Source organism: Microlunatus antarcticus (assembly GCF_014193425.1).
Classification (GTDB): domain Bacteria; phylum Actinomycetota; class Actinomycetes; order Propionibacteriales; family Propionibacteriaceae; genus Microlunatus; species Microlunatus antarcticus.
Genome location: NZ_JACHZG010000001.1, coordinates 2,632,100 through 2,656,466, shown reverse-complemented (window position 1 = coordinate 2,656,466; position 24,367 = coordinate 2,632,100). Strand labels below are relative to the sequence as shown.

23 protein-coding genes are annotated in these 24,367 nt (G+C 73.6%); 7 read left to right on the top strand and 16 right to left on the bottom strand.

The window, feature by feature from the left end; translation table 11 throughout:
- Positions 1 to 6: 6 nt before the first annotated feature.
- Genes FHX39_RS12415 through FHX39_RS12400 form a run of 4 tightly spaced genes read right to left on the bottom strand, consistent with a single transcriptional unit; the run spans position 7 to position 4,238 of the window.
- Positions 7 to 960, bottom strand: coding sequence for a PfkB family carbohydrate kinase (locus FHX39_RS12415; protein ID WP_198423378.1), 954 nt, complete (start codon positions 958 to 960; stop codon positions 7 to 9).
- On the bottom strand, positions 957 to 2,015 hold the full coding sequence (locus tag FHX39_RS12410) for an ADP-ribosylglycohydrolase family protein (protein ID WP_332836802.1): 1,059 nt from the start codon (positions 2,013 to 2,015) through the stop codon (positions 957 to 959). The genes FHX39_RS12415 and FHX39_RS12410 overlap by 4 nt, the downstream gene beginning before the upstream one ends.
- Positions 1,993 to 2,733: a GntR family transcriptional regulator gene (locus FHX39_RS12405; protein ID WP_183338860.1), complete on the bottom strand. Its 741-nt coding sequence runs from the start codon at positions 2,731 to 2,733 to the stop codon at positions 1,993 to 1,995. Before FHX39_RS12405 ends, FHX39_RS12410 begins: the two co-directional genes overlap by 23 nt.
- Positions 2,730 to 4,238 carry a purine-cytosine permease family protein gene (locus tag FHX39_RS12400; protein ID WP_183338859.1) on the bottom strand — a complete coding sequence of 503 codons (1,509 nt, stop codon included), beginning with the start codon at positions 4,236 to 4,238 and terminating at the stop codon, positions 2,730 to 2,732. Before FHX39_RS12400 ends, FHX39_RS12405 begins: the two co-directional genes overlap by 4 nt.
- Positions 4,239 to 4,362: 124 nt before the next feature.
- Between FHX39_RS12400 and FHX39_RS12395 the strand changes: the two genes are divergently transcribed.
- Positions 4,363 to 4,572 carry a DUF5302 domain-containing protein gene (locus FHX39_RS12395; RefSeq protein ID WP_183338857.1) on the top strand — a complete coding sequence of 70 codons (210 nt, stop codon included), beginning with the start codon at positions 4,363 to 4,365 and terminating at the stop codon, positions 4,570 to 4,572.
- 20 nt (positions 4,573 to 4,592) lie between these two features.
- Here the strand turns inward: FHX39_RS12395 and FHX39_RS12390 are convergent, their stop codons facing one another.
- Both FHX39_RS12390 and FHX39_RS12385 read right to left on the bottom strand, forming a co-directional pair.
- Positions 4,593 to 4,832: a hypothetical protein gene (locus FHX39_RS12390; RefSeq protein WP_183338855.1), complete on the bottom strand. Its 240-nt coding sequence runs from the start codon at positions 4,830 to 4,832 to the stop codon at positions 4,593 to 4,595.
- Positions 4,829 to 5,065 (bottom strand): hypothetical protein, encoded by a 237-nt coding sequence (locus FHX39_RS12385; RefSeq protein WP_183338852.1) that lies wholly within the window; start codon positions 5,063 to 5,065, stop codon positions 4,829 to 4,831. Before FHX39_RS12385 ends, FHX39_RS12390 begins: the two co-directional genes overlap by 4 nt.
- Positions 5,066 to 5,297: 232 nt before the next feature.
- Between FHX39_RS12385 and FHX39_RS20715 the strand changes: the two genes are divergently transcribed.
- From FHX39_RS20715 to FHX39_RS12370, 3 genes are all read left to right on the top strand, one after another.
- On the top strand, positions 5,298 to 5,654 hold the full coding sequence (locus tag FHX39_RS20715; protein ID WP_198423377.1) for a DUF3099 domain-containing protein: 357 nt from the start codon (positions 5,298 to 5,300) through the stop codon (positions 5,652 to 5,654).
- Complete coding sequence (locus tag FHX39_RS22150) at positions 5,651 to 6,595, top strand: ring-cleaving dioxygenase (RefSeq protein WP_183338850.1); 945 nt, start codon at positions 5,651 to 5,653, stop codon at positions 6,593 to 6,595. The genes FHX39_RS20715 and FHX39_RS22150 overlap by 4 nt, the downstream gene beginning before the upstream one ends.
- Positions 6,596 to 6,660: 65 nt before the next feature.
- The gene (locus FHX39_RS12370) at positions 6,661 to 7,533 is read left to right on the top strand and encodes an aldo/keto reductase (protein WP_183338849.1); all 873 of its coding nucleotides are present in this window, start codon (positions 6,661 to 6,663) and stop codon (positions 7,531 to 7,533) included.
- Between the two features lie 58 nt (positions 7,534 to 7,591).
- On the opposite strand, the gene FHX39_RS12365 is transcribed toward FHX39_RS12370, so the two are convergent.
- The 6 genes from FHX39_RS12365 to FHX39_RS12340 all read right to left on the bottom strand — a co-directional run bounded on the left by FHX39_RS12365 (position 7,592) and on the right by FHX39_RS12340 (position 15,249).
- Positions 7,592 to 9,328, bottom strand: coding sequence for a CocE/NonD family hydrolase (locus FHX39_RS12365; RefSeq protein ID WP_183338848.1), 1,737 nt, complete (start codon positions 9,326 to 9,328; stop codon positions 7,592 to 7,594).
- A 68-nt stretch (positions 9,329 to 9,396) separates the two neighbouring features.
- The gene (locus tag FHX39_RS12360; RefSeq protein WP_198423376.1) at positions 9,397 to 10,746 is read right to left on the bottom strand and encodes a dihydroorotase; all 1,350 of its coding nucleotides are present in this window, start codon (positions 10,744 to 10,746) and stop codon (positions 9,397 to 9,399) included.
- 40 nt (positions 10,747 to 10,786) lie between these two features.
- Positions 10,787 to 12,286, bottom strand: a complete 1,500-nt coding sequence (locus FHX39_RS12355; protein ID WP_183338846.1) for an aldehyde dehydrogenase family protein — start codon at positions 12,284 to 12,286, stop codon at positions 10,787 to 10,789.
- The gene (locus FHX39_RS12350; protein WP_183338843.1) at positions 12,283 to 13,317 is read right to left on the bottom strand and encodes an amidohydrolase family protein; all 1,035 of its coding nucleotides are present in this window, start codon (positions 13,315 to 13,317) and stop codon (positions 12,283 to 12,285) included. The genes FHX39_RS12355 and FHX39_RS12350 overlap by 4 nt, the downstream gene beginning before the upstream one ends.
- Positions 13,314 to 13,931, bottom strand: coding sequence for a cysteine hydrolase family protein (locus FHX39_RS12345; RefSeq protein WP_183338841.1), 618 nt, complete (start codon positions 13,929 to 13,931; stop codon positions 13,314 to 13,316). Before FHX39_RS12345 ends, FHX39_RS12350 begins: the two co-directional genes overlap by 4 nt.
- Positions 13,932 to 13,974: 43 nt before the next feature.
- Complete coding sequence (locus tag FHX39_RS12340; RefSeq protein WP_183338839.1) at positions 13,975 to 15,249, bottom strand: MFS transporter; 1,275 nt, start codon at positions 15,247 to 15,249, stop codon at positions 13,975 to 13,977.
- Positions 15,250 to 15,435: 186 nt separating this feature from the next.
- Here FHX39_RS12340 and FHX39_RS12335 point away from each other — a divergent pair, with 186 nt between their 5' ends.
- Entirely contained in the window at positions 15,436 to 16,458 is a 1,023-nt protein-coding gene (locus FHX39_RS12335) for an asparaginase (RefSeq protein WP_183338837.1), read from the top strand.
- A gap of 50 nt (positions 16,459 to 16,508) precedes the next feature.
- Complete coding sequence (locus tag FHX39_RS12330) at positions 16,509 to 17,183, top strand: GntR family transcriptional regulator (RefSeq protein ID WP_183338835.1); 675 nt, start codon at positions 16,509 to 16,511, stop codon at positions 17,181 to 17,183.
- 18 nt (positions 17,184 to 17,201) lie between these two features.
- Here the strand turns inward: FHX39_RS12330 and FHX39_RS12325 are convergent, their stop codons facing one another.
- A complete protein-coding gene (locus tag FHX39_RS12325) occupies positions 17,202 to 18,713 on the bottom strand; it encodes a glycosyltransferase 87 family protein (RefSeq protein ID WP_183338833.1) in 1,512 nt (503 codons plus the stop codon).
- Between the two features lie 134 nt (positions 18,714 to 18,847).
- Between FHX39_RS12325 and FHX39_RS12320 the strand changes: the two genes are divergently transcribed.
- Positions 18,848 to 19,480: a DedA family protein gene (locus tag FHX39_RS12320; RefSeq protein ID WP_183338831.1), complete on the top strand. Its 633-nt coding sequence runs from the start codon at positions 18,848 to 18,850 to the stop codon at positions 19,478 to 19,480.
- Here FHX39_RS12320 and FHX39_RS12315 read toward each other — a convergent pair.
- The 3 genes from FHX39_RS12315 to FHX39_RS12305 all read right to left on the bottom strand — a co-directional run bounded on the left by FHX39_RS12315 (position 19,459) and on the right by FHX39_RS12305 (position 24,327).
- Positions 19,459 to 21,591, bottom strand: a complete 2,133-nt coding sequence (locus FHX39_RS12315; protein ID WP_183338829.1) for a glycoside hydrolase family 36 protein — start codon at positions 21,589 to 21,591, stop codon at positions 19,459 to 19,461. The genes FHX39_RS12320 and FHX39_RS12315 overlap by 22 nt on opposite strands.
- A gap of 32 nt (positions 21,592 to 21,623) precedes the next feature.
- Complete coding sequence (locus tag FHX39_RS12310) at positions 21,624 to 23,021, bottom strand: ABC transporter substrate-binding protein (RefSeq protein WP_183338827.1); 1,398 nt, start codon at positions 23,019 to 23,021, stop codon at positions 21,624 to 21,626.
- 283 nt (positions 23,022 to 23,304) lie between these two features.
- Positions 23,305 to 24,327: a LacI family DNA-binding transcriptional regulator gene (locus FHX39_RS12305; protein ID WP_183338825.1), complete on the bottom strand. Its 1,023-nt coding sequence runs from the start codon at positions 24,325 to 24,327 to the stop codon at positions 23,305 to 23,307.
- Between the last annotated feature and the right edge of the window lie 40 nt (positions 24,328 to 24,367).

Here is a 24,367-nt window from a genome sequence, read left to right as displayed (position 1 = left end):
CCGACCCTAGGAGTGCGGGCCCGCCCCGGCGAGCGCAGCCTCGACCTCGGCGTACGTCGGCCCGGTGGCGGGACCGACGCGCTGGACGCAGAGCGCGGCGGCGGCGTTCGCCCAGCGCGTGGCGGGCGCCGGGTCCTCTCCGCGCTGCAGGGCGGCGGCGAACGTGCCGAGGTGGCAGTCGCCGGCGCCGCTGGTGTCGGTCGGGTCGAATGGCGCCAGCGGCACCGCGACCCGGACGGCGTCGTCGGGACAGGCCGTCTCCAGCAGCCAGCAGCCGGCGGCGCCGTCGCGGACCAGGACTCCGGCGCGGGGGAGCGGCAGGGTCCTCGACCAGGCCCGGACCGCGTGCTCCGCATCCGAGGCGCTGGTCAGGAGGCCGGCCTCGTGCGCGTTGAGCGACACCCAGTCGGCCCGGCCGAGGACGGCCCGGAGCAGCGCGGGGTCGAGGTCGCCGGCGATCGGACCGGGGTCGAAGAACGTGCGGTGCGTGGTCGGCAGCCCGGCGAACCACCGGGCGGCGACCGGCCCGTGCGCGTACGCGAGGTCGTAGCCCGAGAGCCACACCGCGTCGTCGGGGCGGAGCGGGGTGCGGTCCAGCTGCTCTGAGGTCAGGCGGCCCTCGACGCCCGGGTGGGTCGCGTACGTCCGCTCGGCCGCCCCGTCGACCAGGCCGATGCAGAAGCCGCTGTCGTCCTCGGGCGACGGGGGCAGGCCGAGCGTGATGCCCTCGGCCGCGAGGTCGGCCCGGATCTGGTCGCCGAACCGTCCGGTCCCGTGCGGACCGAGGTACGCGCCGGGCAGCCCCTGGCGCCGCGCCGCGGCCAGGAGGTTGAAGCCCCCGCCCGTGGTGACCAGCGCGCTCGTGGCGAGCACGTCGCCCCCGGGGACGGGCAGGTGGGGGACGAACATGACGACGTCGACCAGCATGCCGCCGACCATCACCAGCCGGCCCGGGGTCACGTGCCGTCCCGCAGCGCCAGCAGCGCGTGGACGAGGGGGACCACGTCGAGGTCGTTGCCGGCGGTGACGAGCGTGACCGCCTCGGGCGGGAAGGCCGACGCGCCGTTCAGCGCCCCGCCCAGCGCCCCGGCCATGGCGGCGACGGTGTCGCTGTCGCCGCCCAGGTCCGCCGCGGCGAGGCAGACCCGCCAGGGGTCGTGGGGGGCGAGCGCGAGCAGGGCGAAGGCGGCGGGGACGGACTCCTGCGTGGCGATGCCGGTCCCGACGAGGTACGAGACCGCGTCGAGCGCGGCCGCCTCGGAGCTCGCCCCGCGTACGACGTCCACCGCCCAGACGATCCGGGTGGCCACGTCGGAGCCGGCGACGTAGGCGCCCCGTCGCGCCCCCTGACGGGCCGCGAGCACCGCCGCGTCCAGCGCGTCCTCGTACGAGCCGCCGTCGACCCCCGTGCTCACCGCGGCGGCGACCGCGGACGCGCCGGCGATGGCGACGCCCGTGTTGTGGGTCAGGGTGCACACCTCGGCGACGCGGTCGACGAGCCGGTCCAGCGGCCGGGGCCCGACGACCAGGCCCACGGGGGCGATCCGCATCGCGGCGCCGTTCGTGTCGCCCCACCGGCCCGACTCGCCCGGGTCCGCGCCGTCGGCGAGCGCCGTCAGCGCCCGTCGGGTCGACGGGCCGAGCAGGTCGAGCGACCCGTCGGCCTCCATCCGGGCCTCCCAGGCCAGCAGGTCGCGGGCGAGCCGCTCCGCCCGCACGTGGCCGTCCCCGGCGACCAGGGCGCGCGCGACGATCAGCGCCTGGTCGGTGTCGTCGGTGACGTGGCCCGCGGGCAGCCCGCGGCTGATCGTGTTCGCCTCGGGGCCCGGCTCGAACCAGCGCAGGCCGCCGAACAGGCTCCGGACCGTGTCGCGCGACAGGTCCTGCGTCGGCATGCCGAGCGCGTCGCCGATCGCCAGCCCGAGGAGCGCTCCCTCGGCCCGGTCGGTGCGGGACGTCGGGCGCGGGTCCGTCCGGCGGCGATCGGTGGGCTCAGGCACCTCCGTGGTCGGCACGGCTGCTCCTCGCGCTGTCGTGGTGCAGGTGGAAGTGGTTCGGGTCGAGCCAGCTCGTGACGAACTCGACGACCTCCTCGGCCTCGTTCCGCCCGACGGAGAAGAGCTGCAGCCAGGGGTCGCCCACGGCCCGCTCGAGCGCCTCGGCCTCGGGCGCGCCCAGGAGCGTCAGCCGTGCCCACTCCTCGAAGTGCGCGACCACGACGCCGCGCTGGGCGAGGCTCGCGGTCAGGCTGCCGTCGACGAGACGTTCCGCGGTGAGGTCGGCCAGCGCGGGGCGGAAGGGCAGCCGGCTGTGCTCGAGCGAGACCGGCGTGCCGTCGACGACGCGGACGCGGTCGACGGCGAGGAAGTCGTCCGAGCCCAGCCCCAGCCACGCCGCCAGCGCCGGGTCCTCCTGGACGCGCTCGAAGCGCAGCACGCGCGAGGTGGCGTCGAGCCCGTGCGCGGCGAACTCCGCCGACCAGCTCTGGGTCGGCGCGAGCGCGCGGCCGTCATAGGTGACGAACGACCCGGAGCCGGCCTGGGTGGCGATGTAGCCGCCGCGCTGCAGCTCGGCCAGCGCCTGGCGCACGGTCGCCCGGCTGACCTGGAACCGTTCCGCCAGGGCGTGCTCGCCGGGGAGCCGCTCGCCGCGGGCCAGCTCGCCGGACCTGATCTCGGCCACGATGCGCTCCCGTACGGCGTCGGGCTTGCTCAGCGGGACCGAGGTGGTCATGCCGGCGTCCGCACCCCGTCGACCGGCGCCGCCTCCTGCTCGCGGACACGACGGCGGGAGGCGAGCAGGGTCACGACGAACCCGACGACCAGGGCGGTCAGGACGCCGACGTTCGCGTACGCCCAGGCGCCGTCGCGACCGCCCAGGCCGAGCGGGCCGAGCAGGTAGCCCTGCCAGCTGAGCCAGCCCGCGCTGGCGTTGGTGACCAGCCCCCAGCCGAGCAGGGTGGCCCCGACGAGCGTGGCGACGGCGGTGGTCCGGAATGCCCCGTAGCGACCGGCCGGCTCGAAGAGCTCCGGCTCGGCGTACGCCCGTCGGCGCAGCGCGACGTCGGCGAGCATGATCCCGCACCACGCAGCCACCGGCACGCCGAGCGTGATCAGGAAGCCCATGAACTGCCCGATGAAGTCGCCGGCGAAGAAGACGACGTAGATCGACCCCGCCACCATCAGCACGCCGTCGACCAGCGCGGCCACGTAGCGGGGGACGCGGATGCCGACCGCGAGCAGCGACAGCCCGGAGGAGTAGATGTCCATCGCGGCCCCGCCGACGAGGCCGAGCACCGCGACGAGCACGAACGGCACGAGGAACCAGGTGGGCAGGAGGTCCGCCAGCGCGCCGATCGGGTCGGCCCCGACCGCCGTGCTCAGGGTGTCCGAGGAACCGGCGAGCAGGAGCCCGTAGACCAGCAGCACCACGGGGGCGACGGAGGCGCCGAAGGTGGTCCAGCCCGCCACGCCGGCGCTGGACGCCGACCGGGGGAGGTAGCGGGCGTAGTCGGCGGCCGCGTTCACCCAGCCGAGCCCGAAGCCGGTCATCACGAAGACCAGCGCGCCGATGACGGCCTGGCCCGACCCCGCGGGCACCGCGGCGACCGCGCCCAGGTCGACGTGCGACGACGACAGCAGGATGAAGGCGATGGTGAGCACGCCGGTGACCACGGTGATGATCTTCTGCAGCCGCATGATCACGCGGAAGCCCATCACGCCGCCGACGATCACGAGACCGGCCACCACGACGAGCGCGATGATCTTGGTCGGGCTGCCGCTGGCCCAGCCGAGCCGGGAGAAGACGGTCGCCGTGGCCAGGGTCGCGAGGATCGTCAGGACGGTCTCCCACCCGACGGTCAGGACCCAGCACAGGAACGCGGGGATCCGGTTGCCGAGGACCCCGAACGCGGCCCGGCTGAGCACCAGCGTCGGCGCGGAGCCGCGCTTGCCGGCGATGGCGACGAAGCCGCAGAACAGGAAGGACACCACCACCCCGACCACGCCGACGACGGTCGCCTGGAGGAAGGACACGCCGAAGCCGAGGACGAACGAGCCGTAGCTCAGGCCCAGGACGGAGATGTTCGCGCCGAACCACGGCCAGAACAGCGAGGCCGGGCGGCCGTGGCGCTCCTCCTCCGGGATCACGTTGAGGCCGTTGGCCTCCACGCCCGAGGGCGCGCGGCTCGGCCGGTCCTCGAGCGTGCTCGGGACCTGGGTGTTCACGGTGTCCGTCATCTCCACCTTGCGCGTCGAGACAGACCTGTATGGACCTGTCCGAAAAACCTTAGCGAGCCTGAGAACAGTGTGCGGCCGAGGGTGCCGGGCCTGCGGTCCTCCGGACAGGGGACACAATGGCGCCATGAGCGCCAACGAGCCGGAGACCACGGACGAGCCCGGGACGCAGCCGCCGAGCGAGAGCCCGGCCGAGGAGACGAAGCGCAGGTTCCGCGAGGCCCTGGACGCCAAGAAGGCCCGCCACGGCGAGGACCACCTCGACGCCGGGCAGACGCCGGGCCACGCGCACGGCCGCGTCGAGACCAAGCGGACGTTCCGTCGCAAGACCGGCTAGCCGTACGGGGTCGGCCCGGGCTAGCGGGTCACCCTGCTGCTCAGGCCGTCGTCCGTCACGGGGTGCAGGGTGGCCGCCGGCGTCCACTGGACGAAGACCGAGCGGTCGCGGACCACGGCGACCTGCGCCTGCCAGCCCGACGGGTCCCGGCGCCACGCCATGATCAGCCCGGGGCAGGTGTAGCCGCCGCTGCAGTCGACCCAGACGTGACGGTGCGACGGGGTCGGCGGCGGGGCGGGCGTCGGGGTCGGCGGGGTCACGACGTCGGCGACGGGTCGCGCAGCTCGACGAGCCGGGAGGCGTCGACCCACCCGATGATCAGGGTGTCGTCGAACGGGGTCGTGGCGACCAGGGCCTGCCAGGCGGACCCGCCGATGTTGTGGAGGGGAGCGTGCTGCCAGGCCAGGACGACGCCGGCGACGGGCTGGCCGTGCTCGCCGCTGGCCCGGACCCACACGTGCTTCGCGGACGGCTCGACGGGGTGGTAGACCACGGCCCGATCCTAGGTCAATACGAACGCGTGTTCGAATGGGCGACGGATCGAGTCCCGTCTCACGACATCGGTAGGAGCCCGGTGCATCCGTGCGGGACGGCCTCGAATAACTCTTGGAGCGGGCTGACGGACCGGACTAGGCCGTCTGGAGAAGGCGTTGAAGAAGTGTCCCCGGAGGGGGGCGTAGCACCGACCAGCACGACACCGTTCGACGACGACGAGAAGGTCCGACATGGCTGCCCACCCGATCACCCCGAGCATCACCACCGCACGCGCGGGCACCAGCGTCGACACCTCCCAGCGCATCCGCCGCTACACGATCACCATGGCCTTCCGGACGGCGTGCTTCATCCTCGCGGTGACCGTCGCCCACGGGTGGCTGCAGTGGGTCATGCTCGCCGGCGCGGTATTCCTGCCGTACATGGGCGTGCTGCTGGCCAACCAGGCCAACGAGACCGGTCGGCAGAAGCCCGCCCAGGGGGGCGCTCCCGACGACGCCCGTCAGCTGACCGCGGGTCCGGAGCCGGACTACGTCGAGGGCGTCGTGATGTCCGAGGAGGACGACGAGCGGGTGGCCGGCACCCGGTGACCCCGGTCGAGCCCCACGGGATCCACCACGTCACGGCGATCGCCCGTGACCCGCAGTCGAACGTCGACTTCTACACCCGGGTGCTCGGCCTCCGGCTGGTGAAGCAGACCGTCAACTTCGACGCCCCCGACAGCTACCACCTCTACTACGGCGACGAGCAGGGCAGCCCGTCCAGCCTGCTCACCTTCTTCCCCTGGCCCGGCGTCACCCAGGGCCGCCAGGGCGCCGGGATGACCACGACGACCGCCTTCAGCGTGCCCGGCTCGTCGCTGGGCTGGTGGCACGAGCGGCTCCGGAGCCTCGACGTCGACGTCGACGCCCCCGCGAGCCGTGACGCGGAGGAGGTCCTCACGTTCCGCGACCCGAACGGGATGGTCCTCGACCTCGTGGCCGCCGAGGGCGACCACCGATCGGGGTGGGACGGCGTCGCCGACATCCCCGCCGACCACGCCGTACGCGGGCTGCACGCCGTCACGCTCTCGGAGCAGCAGCTCGACCCGTCCGCCGGGATGCTCACCGACCTGCTGGGCATGACCGTGCCGCAGGAGGGTGCGGACCGCGCCCGCTTCGGCATGGCCGAAAGCGGGTCGGGCGCGCTCGTGGACGTGACCGCGGGCGTCCGGGACCGCGGGCTGCAGGCCGGCGGGACGGTCCACCACGTGGCCTTCCGCGCGCCGGACCTGGAGACCATGACGACCTGGCAGCAGGAGCTGCTCGGTCGCGGCGTGAACGTGACCCAGATCCTGGACCGGCAGTACTTCAGGTCGATCTACTTCCGCGAGCCCGGCGGCGTGCTCTTCGAGATCGCCACCGACGCACCCGGCTTCGCGATCGACGAGCCCCTGCTCGAGCTGGGTCGCCACCTCCGGCTGCCGCCGTGGCTGGAGCCCGACCGCGAGCAGATCGCCCGGGCGCTGCCGCCGCTCCGCCTCGACGCCTGAGGGTCGGCACCGGTCGCGGCCGACCTCCCGCAGGTCCGCGGGCTGCTCGGCGCATAATCGCGTCCATGATCCCGCTGCTCCCCTTCGGAACGACCGGTCACGCGAGCACGAGGGTGATCTTCGGCGCCGCCGCCTTCTCCGAGGTGACCCAGGACGAGGCCGACACCACCCTCGAGCTCGTCCGGCGTCACGGCCTCAACCACATCGACACCGCCGCCAGCTACGGCGAGGCGGAGCTGCGGCTCGCCCCGTTCCTGGCCGACCACCGCGACGAGGTGTTCCTCGCCACGAAGACGGGGGAGCGCGAGGCCGAAGCGGCGTGGACGGAGATCAACAAGTCCCTCGAGCGCATGGGGGTCGACCACGTCGACCTCCTCCAGCTGCACAACCTCGTCGACGAGGCGGAGTGGCAGCAGGCGTACGCCCCGGGCGGGGTGCTCGAGGCCGCCGTACGGGCCCGCGACGAGGGTCTCGTCCGCCACGTCGGCGTCACCGGCCACGGCATCACGGTCGCCCAGCAGCACCTGCGCTCGCTCGACCAGTTCGACTTCAGCTCCGTGCTGCTGCCCTACAACTTCCCGATGGCGCGCAACGAGGCCTACCTCGACGAGTTCGAGGCGCTGGCCGCCGTGTGCGCCTCACGCGGCGTCGCGGTGCAGACGATCAAGTCGATCACCAAGGCCCCGTGGGCCGACGGGGCGACGCAGCACGCCGCCACCTGGTACGAGCCCCTGAAGGACCCGGCGGCGATCGACACCGCCGTGGCCTGGGTGCTCGGCCGCCCCGACGTCTTCCTGAACACCGTGGGCGACATCCACGTGCTGCCCCTGGTCCTCGACGCGGTCGACCGCTTCTTCGAGGGCGGTGCGGAGCGCCCGGACGGCGACGTCATGGCCGACCTCGAGCGCCGCTGGGACATGGCGCCGCTCTTCGTCTGAGGGCGGGCCGCCGGACCCACCCCTGGTCGGGCTCGAGGCCCGACCAGGAGCGCGGTCGTCAGGCCGTCGGCGGGACGACGGGCAGCAGCAGGTACGGCTCCCGGCCGGGCTCCGACCACAGGGTGACCGTGCCGTCGAGCTCAGGACGGTCCCGGTCGCCCGGGTACTCGTGCCAGTAGGGGCCGCTGCCCGTCTGCGGCCGGCCGTAGTGGTACTTGGGGTCGGGCAGCCCGTGGTCGTAGTCGGTGCCCTCGACCGTCAGGCCCAGCACGTACCCCTCCGGGATCACGATGCACGTGGGCCAGACCTCCACGTCGACCTCGTAGACCTCGTCCGGCGTCAGCGGCTCGTTGGTGTCGTAGGTGTGCCACGGGCGGTAGGGGAGGCTCCGGGCCGGGTCTGTCTTCCGCAGCGTCGTCCGCAGCCAGCCCTGGCTCAGCGGGGCCTTGGGCTCCATCGCCGACGACCAGAGGACCTCGGTGCCGTCCGGGCGGAACAGGCTGAGCGTGACGAAGAGGTCCGCCTCGGTGGTCGCGGAGCTCACGAACAGCTTGAGGGCGACCGGACCGGTGATCTCGGTCTGCTCTGCGAACGGCTTCGTCCGCAGCTGCAGCCGGGTCTTCCGCGGCTCGTACGACGTCGACGCCGCGGTCGAGGGCAGGGCGGTGCCGAGCCCCTCGCCCGCCAGGTCCAGGTAGTACGGGGTCCACGCGGTCCGGGCCAGCGGCCACTCGTCCTCGTGCCGTAGCTCGAAGTGGTCGGGGTGGCGGACCTGGAGCTGCACCCGGGGGTGGGTGTCGAAGCCGTTGTCCTCGCCCTTGAGGAAGTGGTCGAAGAAGCGGCGCTGCAGCTCGCGACCGTACGGCGTGTAGAACTCGGTCCAGTGCTCGTAGCCGTGGATCTCGAGCCACTTCTGCTCCGAGGCGGCCCGCACGAAACCCTCGGTGTTCCCGCGCAGGTGCAGCGCGACGCCACCCCAGTTGCCCGACGACAGCAGCGGCACGGTGATGTCCTCCAGCCGGGCCGTGCGGTCGGCGTAGAAGTCGTCGGCCAGCGGGTGCTCCAGGAACGTGGCGCCGGGGTCGATGCGGAGCCGCTCGCGCTCGTCGGCCGGCACCTCGACGTCTCCGGTGACGCGACGCCCGTTGTTGGGGTTGACCAGGCCGTCGGGGTTGCCGTGCTGGAAGGGGATGACCTGCGCCTTCATCCAGTTCGGCATGAACTCCGAGATCATGCCGCCGGAGTGGGTGTACTCGCGGTAGTAGTCGGCCGCGCCCTCCCAGGGGGCGATGGCGGCGAGGTGCGGCGGGTTCAGTGCGGCGACCTGCCACTGGTTGGTGGCCAGGTACGAGATGCCGCTCAGCCCGACCTTGCCGTTGCTCCACGGCTGCGCGCCGGCCCACTCGATCGCGTCGTAGAGGTCCTGCGTCTCCCGCGGGGAGAAGAAGTCGATCTCGCCGGGGGTGCCGCCGGTGCCGCGGCTGTCCACGCGGACGAGGACGTAGCCGTGGGGGACCCACTGCTCGGGGTCGGGGTACTCCCACGACTGGTAGGCGTTCGTCGAGCCCTCGAGCGCCTCCGGGTGGTCGCCGGCGAGCGCCTTCCACTGGTTCGCGTACGCCTCCTGGAACGCCACCCCCTTGGGGTAGGGGCACATGGCCACCAGCACCGGGTGCGGCTCGTCGTCGTCGGGGCGGTAGACGTCGGCGGCCAGCGGGGTGCCGTCGTCGGCCGGGATCTGCACGTCCCAGTCGACGCGCATCCCGTCCCGGAGCTCGGACTTCGTCTCGGGCATGGGCCCTCCTTCTTCTCGTGGGGTTCGGGCTTCTCGTGGGGTCGCGTGGCGAACGGGACGTGACCGGGTCACCGGACGCCGGCGCCGGGTAGGAACGTGCCGGCCCGCTCGCCGACCGGACGCCCGTCGGCGGCGACGAGGCGGCCGCGGAGGTAGGTGGAGACCACCCGGCCCGTGACCTCGCGGCCGTCGAACGGCGTCCAGCCGGCCTTCGACAGCACGTCGGCGTTCCGCAGGGTGCGACGCGCTCGGGGGTCGACCAGCACCAGGTCGGCGTCGGCTCCCGGGGCGAGCCGGCCCTTGCGCGGCCACAGCCCGTACGTCTTCGCCGGCGCCTCGCTGTAGACCCGGACCACGTCCTCGTACGCGAGGTGGCCGCGGGCGGCGGCGTCGAGCAGGACGGCCATCGTGCTGTCCAGGCCCGGCAGCCCGAAGTGCACCGACCAGATGTCGCCGTCGGCCTTCTGCTCCAGGGTCGATGGGGCGTGGTCGCTCGACATGTGCGTGAGGGTCCCGTCCCGCAGCAGCCGCCACAGCTGAGCCTCGTCGTCGTCCGTACGGGCCCGCGCCGGGGGTGTGAACTTGCGCAGCGCCCCGTGAGGGTGCACCTCCTCCTCCCGGAGCAGGAAGTACTGCGGGCAGCCCTCGGCCGCGAGCCGGGCGCCGCGGGCGCGTTCCGCGGCCAGGTAGCCGGCCGCCTCGGCGTTGCTGACGTGGGCCACGGTCGCCCGGGCGCCGGTGCGCCGCACCAGCAGCGAGGCCACGGCCACGGCGACCAGCTCGGCGTCGAGGCTGCGCCACTCGGGCAGGATGCCGGCGTCCGTCCGGCCCTCCGCGCGGAGGACGGCCTCGGCGCTCTCGGTCAGCGACTCGTCCTCGCAGTGCAGCAGGCTGACCGCGTCGACGAGCGCGCTGGCGCGCAGGTGGGTCCGCAGCGCCGCCGCGCTGTGGCCGGGCACGCCGTGGGTCGTGCAGGTGAAGACCTTGAAGAACGCGACGCCGGCTGCCCACAGGTCGGCCACCGCCCCTTCCTCGCCCGGCCACGCGTGCGCGGCCAGGCCGAAGTCGACGTACGAGCGGTCGCGCAGGTGGTCGACCTTGCCGTGCAGGTCCGCCACGGTCCGGACCGGACGACCGTGGGTGTGCTCCAGGATCGTCGTCACCCCGGACGCCGCGGCGGCCGCGGTGCCGGACGGGAAGTCCTCGCGGTCGGGCGCGCCGGGGTCCATCAGGTGCACGTGGGTGTCGACGCCGCCCGGGATCACGAGCAGCCCGGTGGCGTCGACGACCTCGTTCGCCTGCGGTCGGGCGGGTCCGACCGCGACGACCCGGCCGTCCCGGACGGCGACGTTGGTCCGCGAGCGGCCGCTGGGGCTGACGACGGTGCCGCCGACCACGAGGAGATCGACGTCGGGCATGGAGTCCTCCTGGACTGGGATGAGGTGACGGGGTGTGCGGTCAGGAGTAGCGCAGGTCGGACGTGGTGCCGAACCAGTCCGGCCCCGGCGGCTGGGTGTTGACGACGACGCTCTGGGCCCGGGTGTACGCGTGGAAGGCGTCGAGGCCGTTCTCGGAGCCGAGACCCGAGTCCTTGAAGCCGCCCCAGGGGGAGGACGGGTCGATCCGGTGGTGGTCGTTGACCCACACGATGCCGATCTCGAGCTGCTGGCTGACGCGCAGCGCCCGGGCGGTGTCGGCCGTCCAGACCGAGGCGGCGAGGCCGAACTGCGCGTCGTTCGCGAGGCGGACGGCGTCGGCGTCGTCGGTGAACGACCGCACGAGCGTGACCGGCCCGAAGACCTCCTCGGTCCAGATGTCCATCGACGACGTCACGCCGCCCAGGATCGTCGGCGGGTAGAACCAGCCGCGGGACAGCTCCGGCGCGGTGGGGACCGCACCCCCGGCGAGGACGGTCGCGCCCTGCTCCACCGCACGCTCGACGGCCCGCGCGGTCTTGTCGCGCTGGGCCTCGGACACGAGCGGTCCGACCTGGGTGCCGGCCTGCATCGGGTCGCCGAGCCGCAGCGCGTCGGTACGGGCGACGAGGGCGGCGACGAACCGGTCGTGCACCGCCTCCGCGACCAGCAGTCGTGAGCCCTGGACGCAGGTCTGCCCGGTGGCGACGAAGGCGGCGAACAGGGACCCGCTCACGGCGACGTCGAGGTCGACGTCGTCGAAGACGATCACCGGTGCCTTGCCGCCGAGCTCGGCGGTCACGGGGATGAGCGAGCGGCCGGCGTGGGCCGCGATCGCCCGGCCGGTCTCGGTGCCGCCCGTGACGTCGACCTTGGCCAGCCCCCGGTGCTCCGACAGCGCGCGCCCGGTCGTGCGACCGAAGCCGTGCACGACGTCGACGACCCCGGCGGGGACGCCGGCCTCCTCGAGCAGGGTCACGAGCATCCCGGGGACGACCGGCGCCAGCTCGCTCGGCTTCAGCACGACCGAGTTGCCCGCCGCCAGCGCCACGGACAGCTTCTTCATGGTGATGAGCAGCGGGTGGTTCCAGGGCGTGATCAGCCCGGCCACCCCGAGCGGGACCCGGCGCACGACGTTGAGGTGGCCGTGCCCGAAGTCGGGGACGGTGCCCTCGGCCGTCTGGGCGACGGCGCCGAAGTACTCCAGCCACTCGGGAAGCCGGCGCAGCTGGGCGCGCATCTCGCGCAGCGGCCGACCGATCTGGCGGGTCTCGAGCTCTGCGAGGTCGTCGATCCGCGCCGCCAGCAGGCCGGCGGCCCGGTTGAGGACGCGCGCGCGATCGCGCGGAGCCTGGCCGCGCCAGCGCTGGTCGTCGTACGCCCGACGGGCCGCCGCCACGGCGTCGTCGACGTCGCCCGGCGTCGCCTCGGCGACGGTCGCGACCGTCTCGCCGCTGAAGGGGTCGACGACGGCGAAGGACGCGCCGTCCGCGCCCGGCCGGTCCGTGCCGTCGACGTGCAGGAACACCTCGGTCGTCGTCATGCGGAGAGCTCTCCTTCGGCAGGGGCGGGTTGCAGCCGGAACAGGGCGTCGGCGGTCACCGAGCCGACGGTGGGGACGACCGGGGAGCCGGACGCCACGGCGGCGAGCTGCTCCGCGTACGTCCCTCCGGCCATGTCGAAGGGGTAGTCGGTGCCGAACATCACCCGGTCGGCCCCGACCTTCTCGATCAGCCAACGGGTGGCGTCGAGGTCGTGCGTGAGGCTGTCGTAGTGGAAGCGCCGCAGGTAGGTGCTCGGCGGGTGCTGCGGTCGCGCGGCCTCGGGGCGTACGCGGTGGCCGTGGTCGAGCCGGCCGATCTGGTAGGGCAGGTGGCCGCCGCCGTGCACCAGCACGAGCGACAGACCGGGCAGCTCGTCGAGCGTCCCGGACAGGATCAGCCGTGACGCGCTGACGGCGGTCTGCCACGGGTTGCCCTGCAGGTTGGTCAGGTAGAAGTCGGCGAGCTCGCCGGTGGCGGCGCCCACGTAGTACGGGTGCAGGACCAGCGGGACGTCGAGCTCGGCGGCCGCGCGCAGGACGGGCCGGAAGGACGGGTCGTCGAGGGGGACGCCCTCGACGTGCGGGCCGATCTGCGCCCCGCGCAGCCCCAGCTCGGTGACCGCCCGGCGGAGCTCGACCGCGGCGGCGTCCGGGTCCTGCATCGGCAGCGTCGCGAGTCCGGCGAAGCGGTCCGGGTGCTCGACGACCATGGCGGCGATCGCGTCGTTCACGAGGCGGCTCGAGGCCACGGCCTCCGCCGCGTCGACCCAGTAGAGGAACAGCGGCGGGGCGACCGACAGCACGGACACGGTCACCTGGTCGCGGTCCATCGCGTCGAGCCGGGCGGCGACGTCGTGGAAGCCGGGCAGCAGGGGGTAGCGGTAGCCCTGGCGGTGCACGACCCACGGCGTGCCGCCGTTGCGGTCCAGGGTGATCCCGTCCGGGGCGCGGCCCTCCTCCATGGCCGCCACCAGCTGGGGCGGGATGACGTGGCTGTGCGTGTCGACGACCCGCGGCGGTGGCGTCGTCACAGCGCGGCGACCGTCTCGTCGAGCGTGGCCACCCAGCCGAAGGCCTGCCGCAGGACGGCGAGGGCCGGCTCGTGCAGGGTCCGGTCCATCGTGTCGACGCAGTCCTCGACGACGACGGCGGCGTAGTCGCGGGTGTTGGCGGCCACCGTGGTGGCCAGCACGCACGAGTTCGTGTTGACCCCGGTGAGCAGCAGCGTCGAGACGCCGCGGGAGCGCAGCACGTGGTCGAGGTCGGTGGCGGCGAAGCAGTCGTAGCGCTTCTTGCCCGTGACCACCACGTCGGTCTCCTCCAGCAGGTCGGGCATCACCTCCAGCCCCGGGCTGCCCGGGAGCTGGTGGTTCAGCACGTTCGCCCGCGTCGCGTCGGTGCCGGCGACGGCCGCCCACCACGGGTTGGAGGCGATCTCGGCGACCGCGTGGTAGCCGGTGACGACGTGGACGACGGGGACGCCCCGCGCCCGCGCCGCCCGGACGAGGACGGCGTTGGCCGCCGTGACCCGGGCGGCGGCCTCGGCGGGCAGCGGCATGGTCGCCACGGCCGGGTCGAGGTGGCCGCGGTGCATGTCGATGGTGACGACGGCGGTGCGGGCGGGGGCGAGCGCGGGGAGAGGCATGCGTCCTTCGGGTGGGAGGTCGGTGTCGGTCCTGGTCGACCGGTCAGTGGTGGCCGGAGGAGACCTTGGCCGTGGTGAACCGGCTCGTGTCGAGGAAGAGCAGCGCGACGACGCCGATCAGCGGCACGAGGCTGAGCTGGACGAGGCTCGCGCCGCCCCAGCCGAGGTTGTTCTGCAGCAGCGCGAAGAGGTAGCCGGCGAGGGCGGAGGGGAGGTACCAGCTCGTGACGAAGGCACCCGACACCTGGCCGACCTTCTCCGGTCGGACCGCGCGCTGCATGGCGGAGTAGGTGTTCGTGAAGAGCAGCCCGCTCCCGGTCGCGCCGGTGAGGAAGGACAGCAGCGACTGCCAGCCCGGCGTCGTCGGGCCGTGGAACAGGACGTACCCGACGATGCTGGCGGCCACCAGCGACCCCATCAGGATCCAGCGCTGGTCGAAGCGGTCGCCGAGCAGGCCGGCCGGGATGCCCATCAGGGCGCCGAGGCCGAACATGCCTGCGGCCTTGCCCGCCTCCACCACGGTGAAGCCGAGCTCGGTCTGGAGGTAGGTGGGGTAGAGGCCCAGGTAGCCGTACAGGGAGACACCGGCGATGGCGGCGACGACCATGAGCACCACGACGTTGCGGTTGTAGACCTTCTCCGGGACGTTCGCGGCCACCTCGGGACGCACGTCGCCCAGCGGCTCCACCTGCTCGGTGAACCGCTTGCTGACGACCACGAGGATGATCGCGGCGATCACGAAGCCCGCGATCGCGTAGACGTAGAACGGCGTCCGCCAGCCGCTGCCGGCCGCGAACTGCGCCCCCAGACGAGGGCCGAGGAAGGCGCCCACGCCGTAGCAGAAGTTCAGGCTGCCGATCGCGAGCGCACGGCGCTTGAAGAAGTACGCGCCGACGGCCGCGAAGAGCGCGGCGTTCTGGATCGCCTCGCCGACCCCGGAGAGCGCGCGGTAGGCGAACATGTCGGCGAACCCGACCGACACCGCCGTCAGCGCGGTGAAGCCCGAGTAGATGACGATGCCGCCCACGATCACGGCGCGCCGCGAGAAGCGGTTGAGCAGGTAGGCACCGGGGACGCCGGCCAGCCCGATGCCCAGCGTGAAGATCGTGGACAGCAGGCCGCCCTCGCCGAGCGAGAAGCCGTACTCGGTCCGGATGGCCGGGAGCAGGACGGGGAACACCTGCCGGTCGGCGGCATTGGTGATGTACGAGAGCCCCAGCACGACGAAGGTGAAGAGCGCGATGCCGAGCGGGAGCCGCGCGAGGGTCGGCGCGTCCCGGTCGGTGGACGAGGGGGCTGAGGGGGCTGAGCTGCTCAAGGAGACCTCCGTAGTTGCGTCCTGGATGTTATAGAATGCATCATGCGATATGTCAACGACGCGGGAGCAGCGTAGGCAGAGCACGATGACGGCGACGTAACAGCCGCGGGTCGTCCGCGCACCGCCGGCCGCCGGCTCTCCCGTACGCGCCCGTCCGTCCCCCGCTGATGCCCAGGAGGCCCCGCCATGAGCCTGCAGCTGCCCGATCCGCTCCGTGTCGCCGTCGCGTCCCTCGGCGGGACGATCACGATGACGTCCGACCGCTCCGACGGCCGCGGCGTCGTCCCCTCGCTGACCGCCGCCGACCTGCTCCGCTCGGTTCCCTCCCTCGCCCACGTGGAGGTCGAGTCGGCGACGCTGGCGACGGTCCCGGGCGCGTCCCTGGGCCTGGACGACCTCTTCGCCGTGCTGACGTGGGCGCGGGCCGTCGTCGACGCGGGGGCCGACGGGGTCGTCGTCGTGCAGGGCACCGACACGATCGAGGAGACGGCGTACCTGCTCGACCTCTACTGGGACCGGTCGGCGCCCCTGGTCGTCACCGGGGCCATGAGGTCCCCGCAGGCACCGGGCGCGGACGGTCCGGCGAACCTGAGCGCCGCGGTCGTGACGGCCACGAGCGCCGGTGCCCGCGACCGCGGCGTGCTGGTCGTCATGGCCGACCAGGTGCACGCCGCGGCACGGGTGCGCAAGACGCGGTCGAGCGGGCCCGACGTCTTCCGCTCGGACTCCTTCGGTCCGCTCGGCCACGTGGACGAGGGCGCCGTGGCCTTCGGCGGTCCGGCCTGGCGACCGTCGCCGCTGACCACCGGGGCGCCCGACCGTCCGGTGCTCGTCCCCCTGCTGGAGACGTTCCTGGGGGACGACGGGCGGCTGCTGGAGATCGTCGACGACGCCGGGTGTGCCGGGATCGTGGTCGCCGGGTTCGGGGTGGGCCACGTCTCGGCCGGTCTCGCCGCCGTCGTGGGACGCGTCGTCGAGCGCCGCCCCGTGGTGGTCGCCACCCGCACCGGCGCGGGGACGACGTACACCTCCACGTACGGCTTCCCCGGTTCGGAGTCCGACCTGATCGCCCGCGGTGCGGTGCTCTCCGGCTCGCTCGACCCTCGCAAGTCGCGGCTCCTGCTCACCTGCCTGCTCGGCTCGGGTGCGGGAGCGGGGAAGATCGCGGACGAGTTCCGACGGCGCGGGGCGCGCGGCGTCCCCGCGTGACGCCGCGTGGCTACTGTGTGGAACCACACTGACGGTGCAGGAGGCGAAGGATGCCGCTAGGGCAGATGCGCAGCGGCGAGCGACCGAACTTGACCGCGCACGGCTACGTCCTCCAGCGCATGCGCCAGGCCATCCTGGACGGTGAGCTCCCGGCCGGGTCCCGGCTCATCCAGGCCGACCTCGCGAGCCAGTTCGCGGTGAGCATCACCCCGGTCCGCGAGGCGTTGCGCGACCTGGCCGGCGAAGGACTCGTCGTCTTCGACCCCCACCGCGGGTCGCGGGTGCGCAGCTTCGACCTCGCCGAGGTCCGCGAGATCTACGAGCTGCGGATGGCGCTCGAGCCGCTCATGGTCCAGCGCATGATCGGGCGGGTGGCTCCCGACCGGCTCGACGAGGCCGAGCGGCTCATGCGCCGGATGACGCGGACGAAGGACACCGCCGTGTGGTCGGACCTCAACCGTCAGTTCCACGCCTGCTTCGCCGAGGACGACAAGGCCAGCCGGCTGGCCACCATCCTGGGCGGGCTGCGCGACAGCGCGTCGACCTACGTCGGGCTCTCGCTGCGCGCCAGCCCCGAGCGGCGGGCCGAGTCCGACCGCGAGCACGCCGAGATCCTGGACTGCTACCGCCGTGGCGACACCCCGGAAGCCGTCCGGCTGGCGGTGCAGCACATGCGGACGACGTTGGTGACGATCGAGGAGGCCGACGCCCAGGGGCTCCTGTAGGCAGCCCCCTCCGAGCGCCTACCGGGCCGGCGCCACCTGGGGCACCGGTCGGTGCACCCGGTAGCCGCCGACGACGGCGACGACGGGCCAGCCGTCCACCACCGCGCGCGTCCGCCGGCTCAGACCCGGGTCCGTGCGGAAGCGGACGACCACCGAGGTCTGCCCGCTGCCGAGCCGGCGCTGCACGAAGCGCTGCCACTGACCGTTCGCGGAGCGGCTCAGGTGCTCCGCCGCGGCCGGCTGCAGGTCGTAGGAGTAGCCGCTGAGGTCGACGACCACCGGGCAGCGCAGGTCCAGGTCGCGCTGCAGGGCGCCCGTCTCGATCAGGGCGATCGGGTCGTCGGTCGTGACGCAGCCCGGGGCAGCCGCGAGCACCCGCTCCAGGCTGCGGCCGGGGAAGGGCGAGCCGAAGGTGAGCCCGGGCAGGGACGCAGCCACGTACGCGACGAGGACGACGAGGGCGGCCGCGTGCCCGGTGACGCCGGCCCGTCCGACCGGGCGCAGTCGGATCGCGGCGGCACCGACCAGCAGGGCGAGCGCCGGAGCGGCGAGCCCCGTGTACGCGACCGACCACGGCGGCGTCGACAGCAGCACCGCCGTCGTGACCGCCAGCAGCAGCGCGCCGAGCCGGCCGAGCGGGTCGCGCAGGGCGAGCGCGAGGACGGCGACCAGGAGGACGAGCGCGACCCCGGCCAGCAGGTGGGTGCCGACCGTTCCGCGGAGCTCCGACAGGCCGGTGATGTCGACCAGTCGACCAGCGAGGCCGCCGGGGACGCGACGGCGGCCGAGCTGGTCGGCGACCACCATCCGCCACATCGGCCCGGGCGCGGCGACGAAGAAGGGCAGGCAGACCGCGACCGTCCCGCCGACCGCGCCGGCGAGCACGAGACCGGCCCGCCGCGGACCCGCACGGCCCACGGACCAGCCGACGAGCGCGAGGACCACCGCGACGCCCCAGATCTTCGTGCCGGTGGAGACGCCCAGCAGGGCGCCCGCGGCGAGCAGCGGCCAGACCGGTCCGGTCCGGAGGTCCCGCCCGCGGGCCAGCAGCGCCACCGCGCCCAGCAGGCAGACGGACCCGACCGCCTCCAACGAGGTCGTGTGCTCGCTCGTGACGGCGGGGACGAAGACGGCGTAGAACGTCGCGGCGGCCACCGCCGGCCGGAGCCCGCGCGTGCGGACGACGGCGAAGACCAGGACGGTGCTGACCGCGCCGAGCCCGAACCACGCGAGCCGGGCCAGGGCGTACGCGTCGGCGTCACCGACCGCCCGTCCGAGCGCGGCGAAGGGGAGGAGCGCCAGGACGATGCCCGGCGGGTGCAGCAGCAGGAAGTCGGCGTACGGCACGACCCCGTGGGCGAGGGCCGCGGCGGACGCGTAGTAGACGGAGCCGTCGTAGCCGATGCGGCCGAAGAGGCCGCCACCGCGGAGCACCGTGACCAGGCGGACGGCGAAGGCGAGTGCGCCGAGACCGACGGCCCAGCCGACGGTGGCACGGGACACGGTCCGCAACGCGGGCACGGACGACACGGGACCTCCTCTGGGGCGAGGCCTCATCGTCGGTCGCCTCCGCTGAGCCGGGCCTGAGCGCGTCCGTGCGGCTCAGCGTCCGTTCAGCGCCCCCTCCCTAACGTCAGCGGTACCAACACGGAAGAGGTGACCTCGTGCCGCAGCTCGTGAACCTGCTGCTCGCGCTCCCGCCCGCCCTCGTGCTGGTGGCGGCGCTCGTGCTCCCCGCGGTCGAGGCGTCGGCGCTGGTCGGGCTCGTCGTGCCGGGCGAGACGGCGGTGTTCGTCGCCGGCCTCACCGCGCACGCCGGTCACCTGCCGCTCTGGGCCGTCGTGACCGCGGCGGGAACCGGCGCGGTCGTGGGCGACCAGATCGGCTACCGGGTGGGCCGACGGCTCGGGCCCCGGCTGCTCGCGCGACTGCCCCGACGGCTGCAGCGCGACGGACGGGTGGACCGGGCGGTCGCGTTCGTGGGCCGACGCGGAGGCGTCGCCGTGCTCGCCGGTCGCTGGACCGCCGTGCTCCGGGCGCTGATGCCGGGGCTCGCCGGGGCGGGCGGCATGTCCGCACGGACGTTCACCGTCTTCAACCTGCTCGGCGGCGTCACCTGGGCCGCCGCGGTGTCGGCCCTCGGCTACGCGGCCGGAGCGGCCTACCAGCAGGTGCTGGCCTCGATCAACCAGGCCGGGCAGATCGGGCTGGGGGTCGCCCTGCTGCTCGGCCTGGTCCTCCTCGGCGTGCGGGCCACCCGCCGCCGGGTGCGGTCTCAGCGGCCGACCACCTCGTAGACCCGGGCCGACGCACCTTCCACGCCGGGGGAGAGGACGACGCCCCGGTCGGTGTCGGCGACGCGCCACGGCGCAAGCGTCCTCGGGTAGACCTCGTGGAGCTGCTCGGCGCGGGTGCCGGCCGGGAGGTCGAGCGCCAGCTCGGCGTCCGCCCCGCCCCGGTGCCACACGTAGAGCAGCGTGCGGTCGCCGCCCGTGAGGGCGAGGGCGCAGGCGTCCTCGTACCACTGCGGGAGGCCGAGCGGCCAGCGCGGCGTGGCCGCGGCGACGTGGTCGCGCAGGTCCTTCGACACCCGGACGGCGTCGTGGGCGAGCGCCCGCTGCTCGTCGGACAGCTCGTGCAGGAAGCCGGAGAGGTACAGCCGCCCGCTCAGACCGGTCACCATCGTGAACGCGGTCTGCTCGGAGTCCATCCACGCCTGCGGGTAGGCCCAGTTGCCGGCCTGCTCGGGCAGCATCTGGACCGGCGCGCCGGCCGCGACCCACGGGTAGAGGCGGTAGTCCTCCTGGTCGGAGGTGGACTGCAGATCGAACTGCTCGAGCATCGCGAAGTCGGCACGCATGGCGCCGGAGCTGCAGTTCTCGAAGACCACCGCCGGGTGGCGGCGCCGGAGCGCGGCGAACCAGGCCAGGTGCGCGCGGTTGTGGTCCAGCAGCCCGGCGCCCACCGAGAAGGTGTCGTGGTCGGTGCCGGCGCCCGGGGTGACGTTGTAGTCGAGCTTGAAGAACCCGACGCCGAGGTCCTCGATCAACCGGTCGAACGTCGCGTCGAGGTGGGCCCGCGCGGCCGGGTGCCGCAGGTCGAGGAAGTACCGCTCGTGCTCGGCCACCCGACGCCCGTGGCGCAGCAGGAACGCCTCGTCCGGCAGCGCCTGCGCGGCCGGGCTCTGGATCCCCACGACCTCGGGCTCGAGCCAGAGGCCCGCCCTCATCCCGGTGGCACGGATGGCGTCGAGCACCGCGGTCAGGCCGCCGTCGGGGAAGCGCCGCAGCGACGGCAGCCACTCGCCGACGGTCGGCCACCAGTCGCCGCGCTCGGTGTCGTCGTACCAGCCGGCGTCGATGCAGAAGCACTCGGCGCCGGCCGCGGCGGCCGCGGTGATCAGCGGCAGGAGGCGCTCGGTGGTCGGGTCGCCGTTGATGGTGTTCATGTAGTCGTTGAAGATCAGCAGCGACGTCCGGTCCGCCGTCCGCTCGCGCCGCAGCCAGCGACGGTGCGCCGTGAGCGCGGCCACCGCACCCTCGAAGCCGGTCGAGGCGACGGCCACCGACACGGGCACGGTGGTGAACGACTGCGCCGGCTCGAGCTCGACGGACCAGTGGTGGTCGAGGTCCTCCGGGCCGAGCAGGACGAGGCCGACCGAGTTCTCGCCCTCGACGACGTTGTCGACCTCCCAGCGCCAGCCTCCGTTGTGCTCGATCTGCCAGGCCAGGGCCCGGCCCGTGACCCCGTTGACCAGCGCCCCGGTGGGCAGGGCGCGCGCCGTGGACCACGTCGAACGGCCGATCGCCTCGACCGACCCACGCGCGGGCTGCCCGTACGCGGTGGTGTTGACGTCGGCCAGCGTGGCCTGGCTCCACAGCGGACGGCTCGTCCAACGGTTCTCGGCGAGCTGCTCGCCGGTTCCGGACACGAGCAGGAGGTCGCGCGTCGACTCGCCGGGGTGGACGAGGGCCCCCAGGGCGAGCGAGGAGACGGCCTCGAGCACGACGGCCCGGTCGCCGCCGTTGCGCACGGTGGTGGTCACGCGGGCGGCCGCCACCGTGGCCGAGGCGACGAAGGTCGTCGTCACCTCGAGCCCGGTGGAGGGGTCGCGCTGCGTGACGTCGAGGCGTTCCTCGCCGTCGACGGAGGTCGCCTCGTGACCGGTGTGCCGCAGCCGCGACCCGACCCCGGTGCTGGTGAAGCGGGTCGTGTTCCGGGCGCGGCCGTCCCCGGTGATCATCAGCTCGACGAGCGGCTGGCTGGCCCCGCTGGTCGTCGTGCCGGCCTCCGGCTGGATCCCGACGACGGCGACGGGGTGGTCGGGCGAGGTCTCCAGGTCGAGGCGCAGCGCACCCGGGTTCCAGGTGAGCGTCGTGCCGGTCGTGGCGAGTGGTGCGGTGTCCATGCGGTTCGGATGTCCTCGAGGGGTGGGAGGGGCTACTGGAAGAGCTGGTTGACCTGCGTGTTCGCCTCGGTGAGCGAGGACGCCGGCTTCTTGCCCGACAGGACGTCGTCCATCGCCGCCTGCATGACGTTGGTGATCTCGGAGGCGTGGTCGGTGATGGGGAACAGGAACGTCGTCTGGTTGTCGAGGTGGCTGGTGAAGGACGTGATGTCGATCCCCTTCGCCTTCCAGGCGGCCTCGGCCTTGTCGGTGCCCGACGGGATGGCCGGGAACACGACGGCGTCGGCGCCGACGATGTCCTGGCAGGCGGGGGAGCCGAGGAACTCGACCCACTTCGCCGCGAGCGGCTTGTTCTTCGAGCCGACCCAGATCGAGTCGGCCAGGCCGTTGTACATGCTCGCGTTCCTGCCGCTCGGCCCGACCGGGGTCGGCGCGGTCGCGACCTCGACGCTCTCGGAGGCGTAGAAGCCCTTCAGCGTCCAGGAGCCGTCGGCCACCATCGCGTACTTGCCCGCGGCGAAGATGTCGGGGGCGCTCTGGCCGGTGACGGCGGCGACGCTCGGCATGTAGCCCTTGTCGATCAGGCGGGCGACCCAGGCGATCGTGTCCTGGAACTGCGGCTGGTCGTAGTTGTAGTGCGTGCCCCAGGGGTTCTTGTCGGTGAACTGCCAGCCGTTCGAGCCGGTGTACATGCTCCACTGCGTCTGCCCGACCCCGGCGCCGGAGCCGCCGTCGAGCCCGAGCCCGTAGACCTTCACGCGGGACTTGTCGAAGCCCGCCTCGTCGCCGCGCTTCCCGTTCTCGTCGACCGTCAGGTGGGCGATCACCTTCTCGTACGTGCCGCCGTCGGTCGGGTTCCAGACCATCGTCCTCAGCTGGTCCGCGGTCACCCCCGCGGCCTCCGTGAACTTGGAGTTGTAGAACAGCGAGACGGTGTCGAAGTCCTTCGGCAGGCCGTAGCGCTTGCCGTCCTGGCCGACCCACAGGTCGGCCAGCCCGGGCTGGTACTGGTTGACGTCGAAGCCGTCCTTGGCCAGCGTGGCGTCGAGCGGGACGAGCTGGTCCTGGCTGACGAACTCGCCGTACTTCGACAGGTGGTCGGTGAACACGTCCGGTGCGCTGTTGGCCACGAAGCTCGTCGTCAGCTTGTTCCAGTAGTCGTCCCACGCGTACTGGCTGATGTTGATCTTGGTGCCCGGGTTCTGCTGCTGGAACAGGTCGGCGCAGGACTGGTACGCCGGCTGCTGCGCGTTCTCCCACAGCCAGTAGCTGATCTCCCCGGTCGCGGTGGTGGTGTCGAGGGCGCCGCCGTCGGCTCCGGTGTCGCTCCCGCCGTCCGAGCCGCCGCTGCCGCCACCGCACGCGGTGAGGGCGAGGCTGAGGACGGCGGCGCCCACGAGGGCGGCCTTCCAGGTCGTGCGTCGTGCCATCGTCGGCACTCCTTCCAGGGGAGACGACCGCGGCGGGTGCCGCGGCGGGTGACGTCCGGACCGGTCTGCGCCGGCGCGGCTCGAGGTGGTGTCGAGGCCGTCACAGCCCCCCTCCGTCCGACGCTGGACCGGGTGCCGCCGAGGTGATGAGCATCCCTGAGGAACGTATGTGATGAACGTTCATCATCTGGTGGTGGCCGAGACGCTATCCGCTGGCGCGGGTCCTGGCAAGGAGTGGGTGCGGATCAGCTCGTCGGGACGGGCCGCGGCCGTCCGGTGCGGCTCAGGGCGGGGGGCCGCTGCTCTGCCGGACCACCAGGGGCGCCTCGGCACGAGCCGTGGACGCGACGGGCCGGTCCTCCAGACGGGCGTGGAGCAGGGCGAAGGACCGGTGCCCGAGCGCGACGAAGTCCTGACGCACCGTGGTCAGGGCGGGCGCCCAGAACCGGGCCAGCGGGATGTCGTCGAAGCCCACCACGCTCACCTGCCCGGGGACCTCGCGCCCGGCGTCCTGCAGCCCGCGGATCACGCCGAACGCGAGCTCGTCGTTGCCGCACAGGACGGCGGTGACCGTCGCCTCGTCGTCGAGGAGCCGCTGCGCGGCCGCGTACCCGCTCTCGGGTCCCCAGGCCGCCTGCAGCAGGAGGCCGCGCGGGGCGCCCCGTCCCGCGAGGGCCTCCGCCCAGCCGGCGACCCGGGCGCTCGGCTGCCCCCGGCCGGGGATGGCGACCATGTGCACCGTCTCGTGCCCGAGGTCGAGGAGGTGGTGCACCGCGTCGCGGGCGCCGAGGTGGTCGTCGATGTACGCGTGCGGCGCGTCCCGGGGCCGGGGGTCCGCGCTGCCGACGGAGACCGTCGCCAGGTCGCGCGGCACCAGGCCGAGCACGTTCTCGCCCGCCCGGTCGAACTCGAGCACGACGACGCCCGCGGCGCTGTGCGCGACGCTCAGGTCGACGGCCCGGCGCGCGGCCCCGGGGGACTCGTCCTCGACGATGACGATGAGGACGCTGTAGCCCGCCGTCCGCGCGGCCTCCTCGACCCCCTGCAGGGTGGCGGCGTAGCCGTGCCGCGTCGTCTCGCTGAGGACGACGCTGATCACCGAGCTCGAGCCGATCTTGAGGGCCCGGGCCGCCTGGTTGGGGTGGTAGTTGAGCGTGGCCACGGCGGCGAGGACCCGGTCGCGCATCGCGTCGCTGACCGGGGCGCTGCCGTGCAGCACGCGGGTGACGGACGGGAGCGACACGCCGGCCTCCCGCGCCACGTCGACGAGCCGGGCCGGACCGCTCGTCTGCTCGCCGGGGCCCACGCACCGCAGCCTAGGGACCTGGCGGGGGCGGCGCTCGTTC

What these genes read in the sequence shown, in the direction of transcription:
- FHX39_RS12405 (WP_183338860.1), bottom strand. Translation starts at nt 2,733, where the DNA reads ATGACCACCTCGGTCCCGCTGAGCAAGCCCGACGCCGTACGGGAGCGC.
- FHX39_RS12400 (WP_183338859.1), bottom strand. Translation starts at nt 4,238, where the DNA reads ATGACGGACACCGTGAACACCCAGGTCCCGAGCACGCTCGAGGACCGG.
- FHX39_RS12395 (WP_183338857.1), top strand. Translation starts at nt 4,363, where the DNA reads ATGAGCGCCAACGAGCCGGAGACCACGGACGAGCCCGGGACGCAGCCG.
- FHX39_RS20715 (WP_198423377.1), top strand. Translation starts at nt 5,298, where the DNA reads ATGGCTGCCCACCCGATCACCCCGAGCATCACCACCGCACGCGCGGGC.
- FHX39_RS12370 (WP_183338849.1), top strand. Translation starts at nt 6,661, where the DNA reads ATGATCCCGCTGCTCCCCTTCGGAACGACCGGTCACGCGAGCACGAGG.
- FHX39_RS12365 (WP_183338848.1), bottom strand. Translation starts at nt 9,328, where the DNA reads ATGCCCGAGACGAAGTCCGAGCTCCGGGACGGGATGCGCGTCGACTGG.
- FHX39_RS12360 (WP_198423376.1), bottom strand. Translation starts at nt 10,746, where the DNA reads ATGCCCGACGTCGATCTCCTCGTGGTCGGCGGCACCGTCGTCAGCCCC.
- FHX39_RS12355 (WP_183338846.1), bottom strand. Translation starts at nt 12,286, where the DNA reads ATGACGACGACCGAGGTGTTCCTGCACGTCGACGGCACGGACCGGCCG.
- FHX39_RS12345 (WP_183338841.1), bottom strand. Translation starts at nt 13,931, where the DNA reads ATGCCTCTCCCCGCGCTCGCCCCCGCCCGCACCGCCGTCGTCACCATC.
- FHX39_RS12335 (WP_183338837.1), top strand. Translation starts at nt 15,436, where the DNA reads ATGAGCCTGCAGCTGCCCGATCCGCTCCGTGTCGCCGTCGCGTCCCTC.
- FHX39_RS12330 (WP_183338835.1), top strand. Translation starts at nt 16,509, where the DNA reads ATGCCGCTAGGGCAGATGCGCAGCGGCGAGCGACCGAACTTGACCGCG.
- FHX39_RS12315 (WP_183338829.1), bottom strand. Translation starts at nt 21,591, where the DNA reads ATGGACACCGCACCACTCGCCACGACCGGCACGACGCTCACCTGGAAC.
- FHX39_RS12310 (WP_183338827.1), bottom strand. Translation starts at nt 23,021, where the DNA reads ATGGCACGACGCACGACCTGGAAGGCCGCCCTCGTGGGCGCCGCCGTC.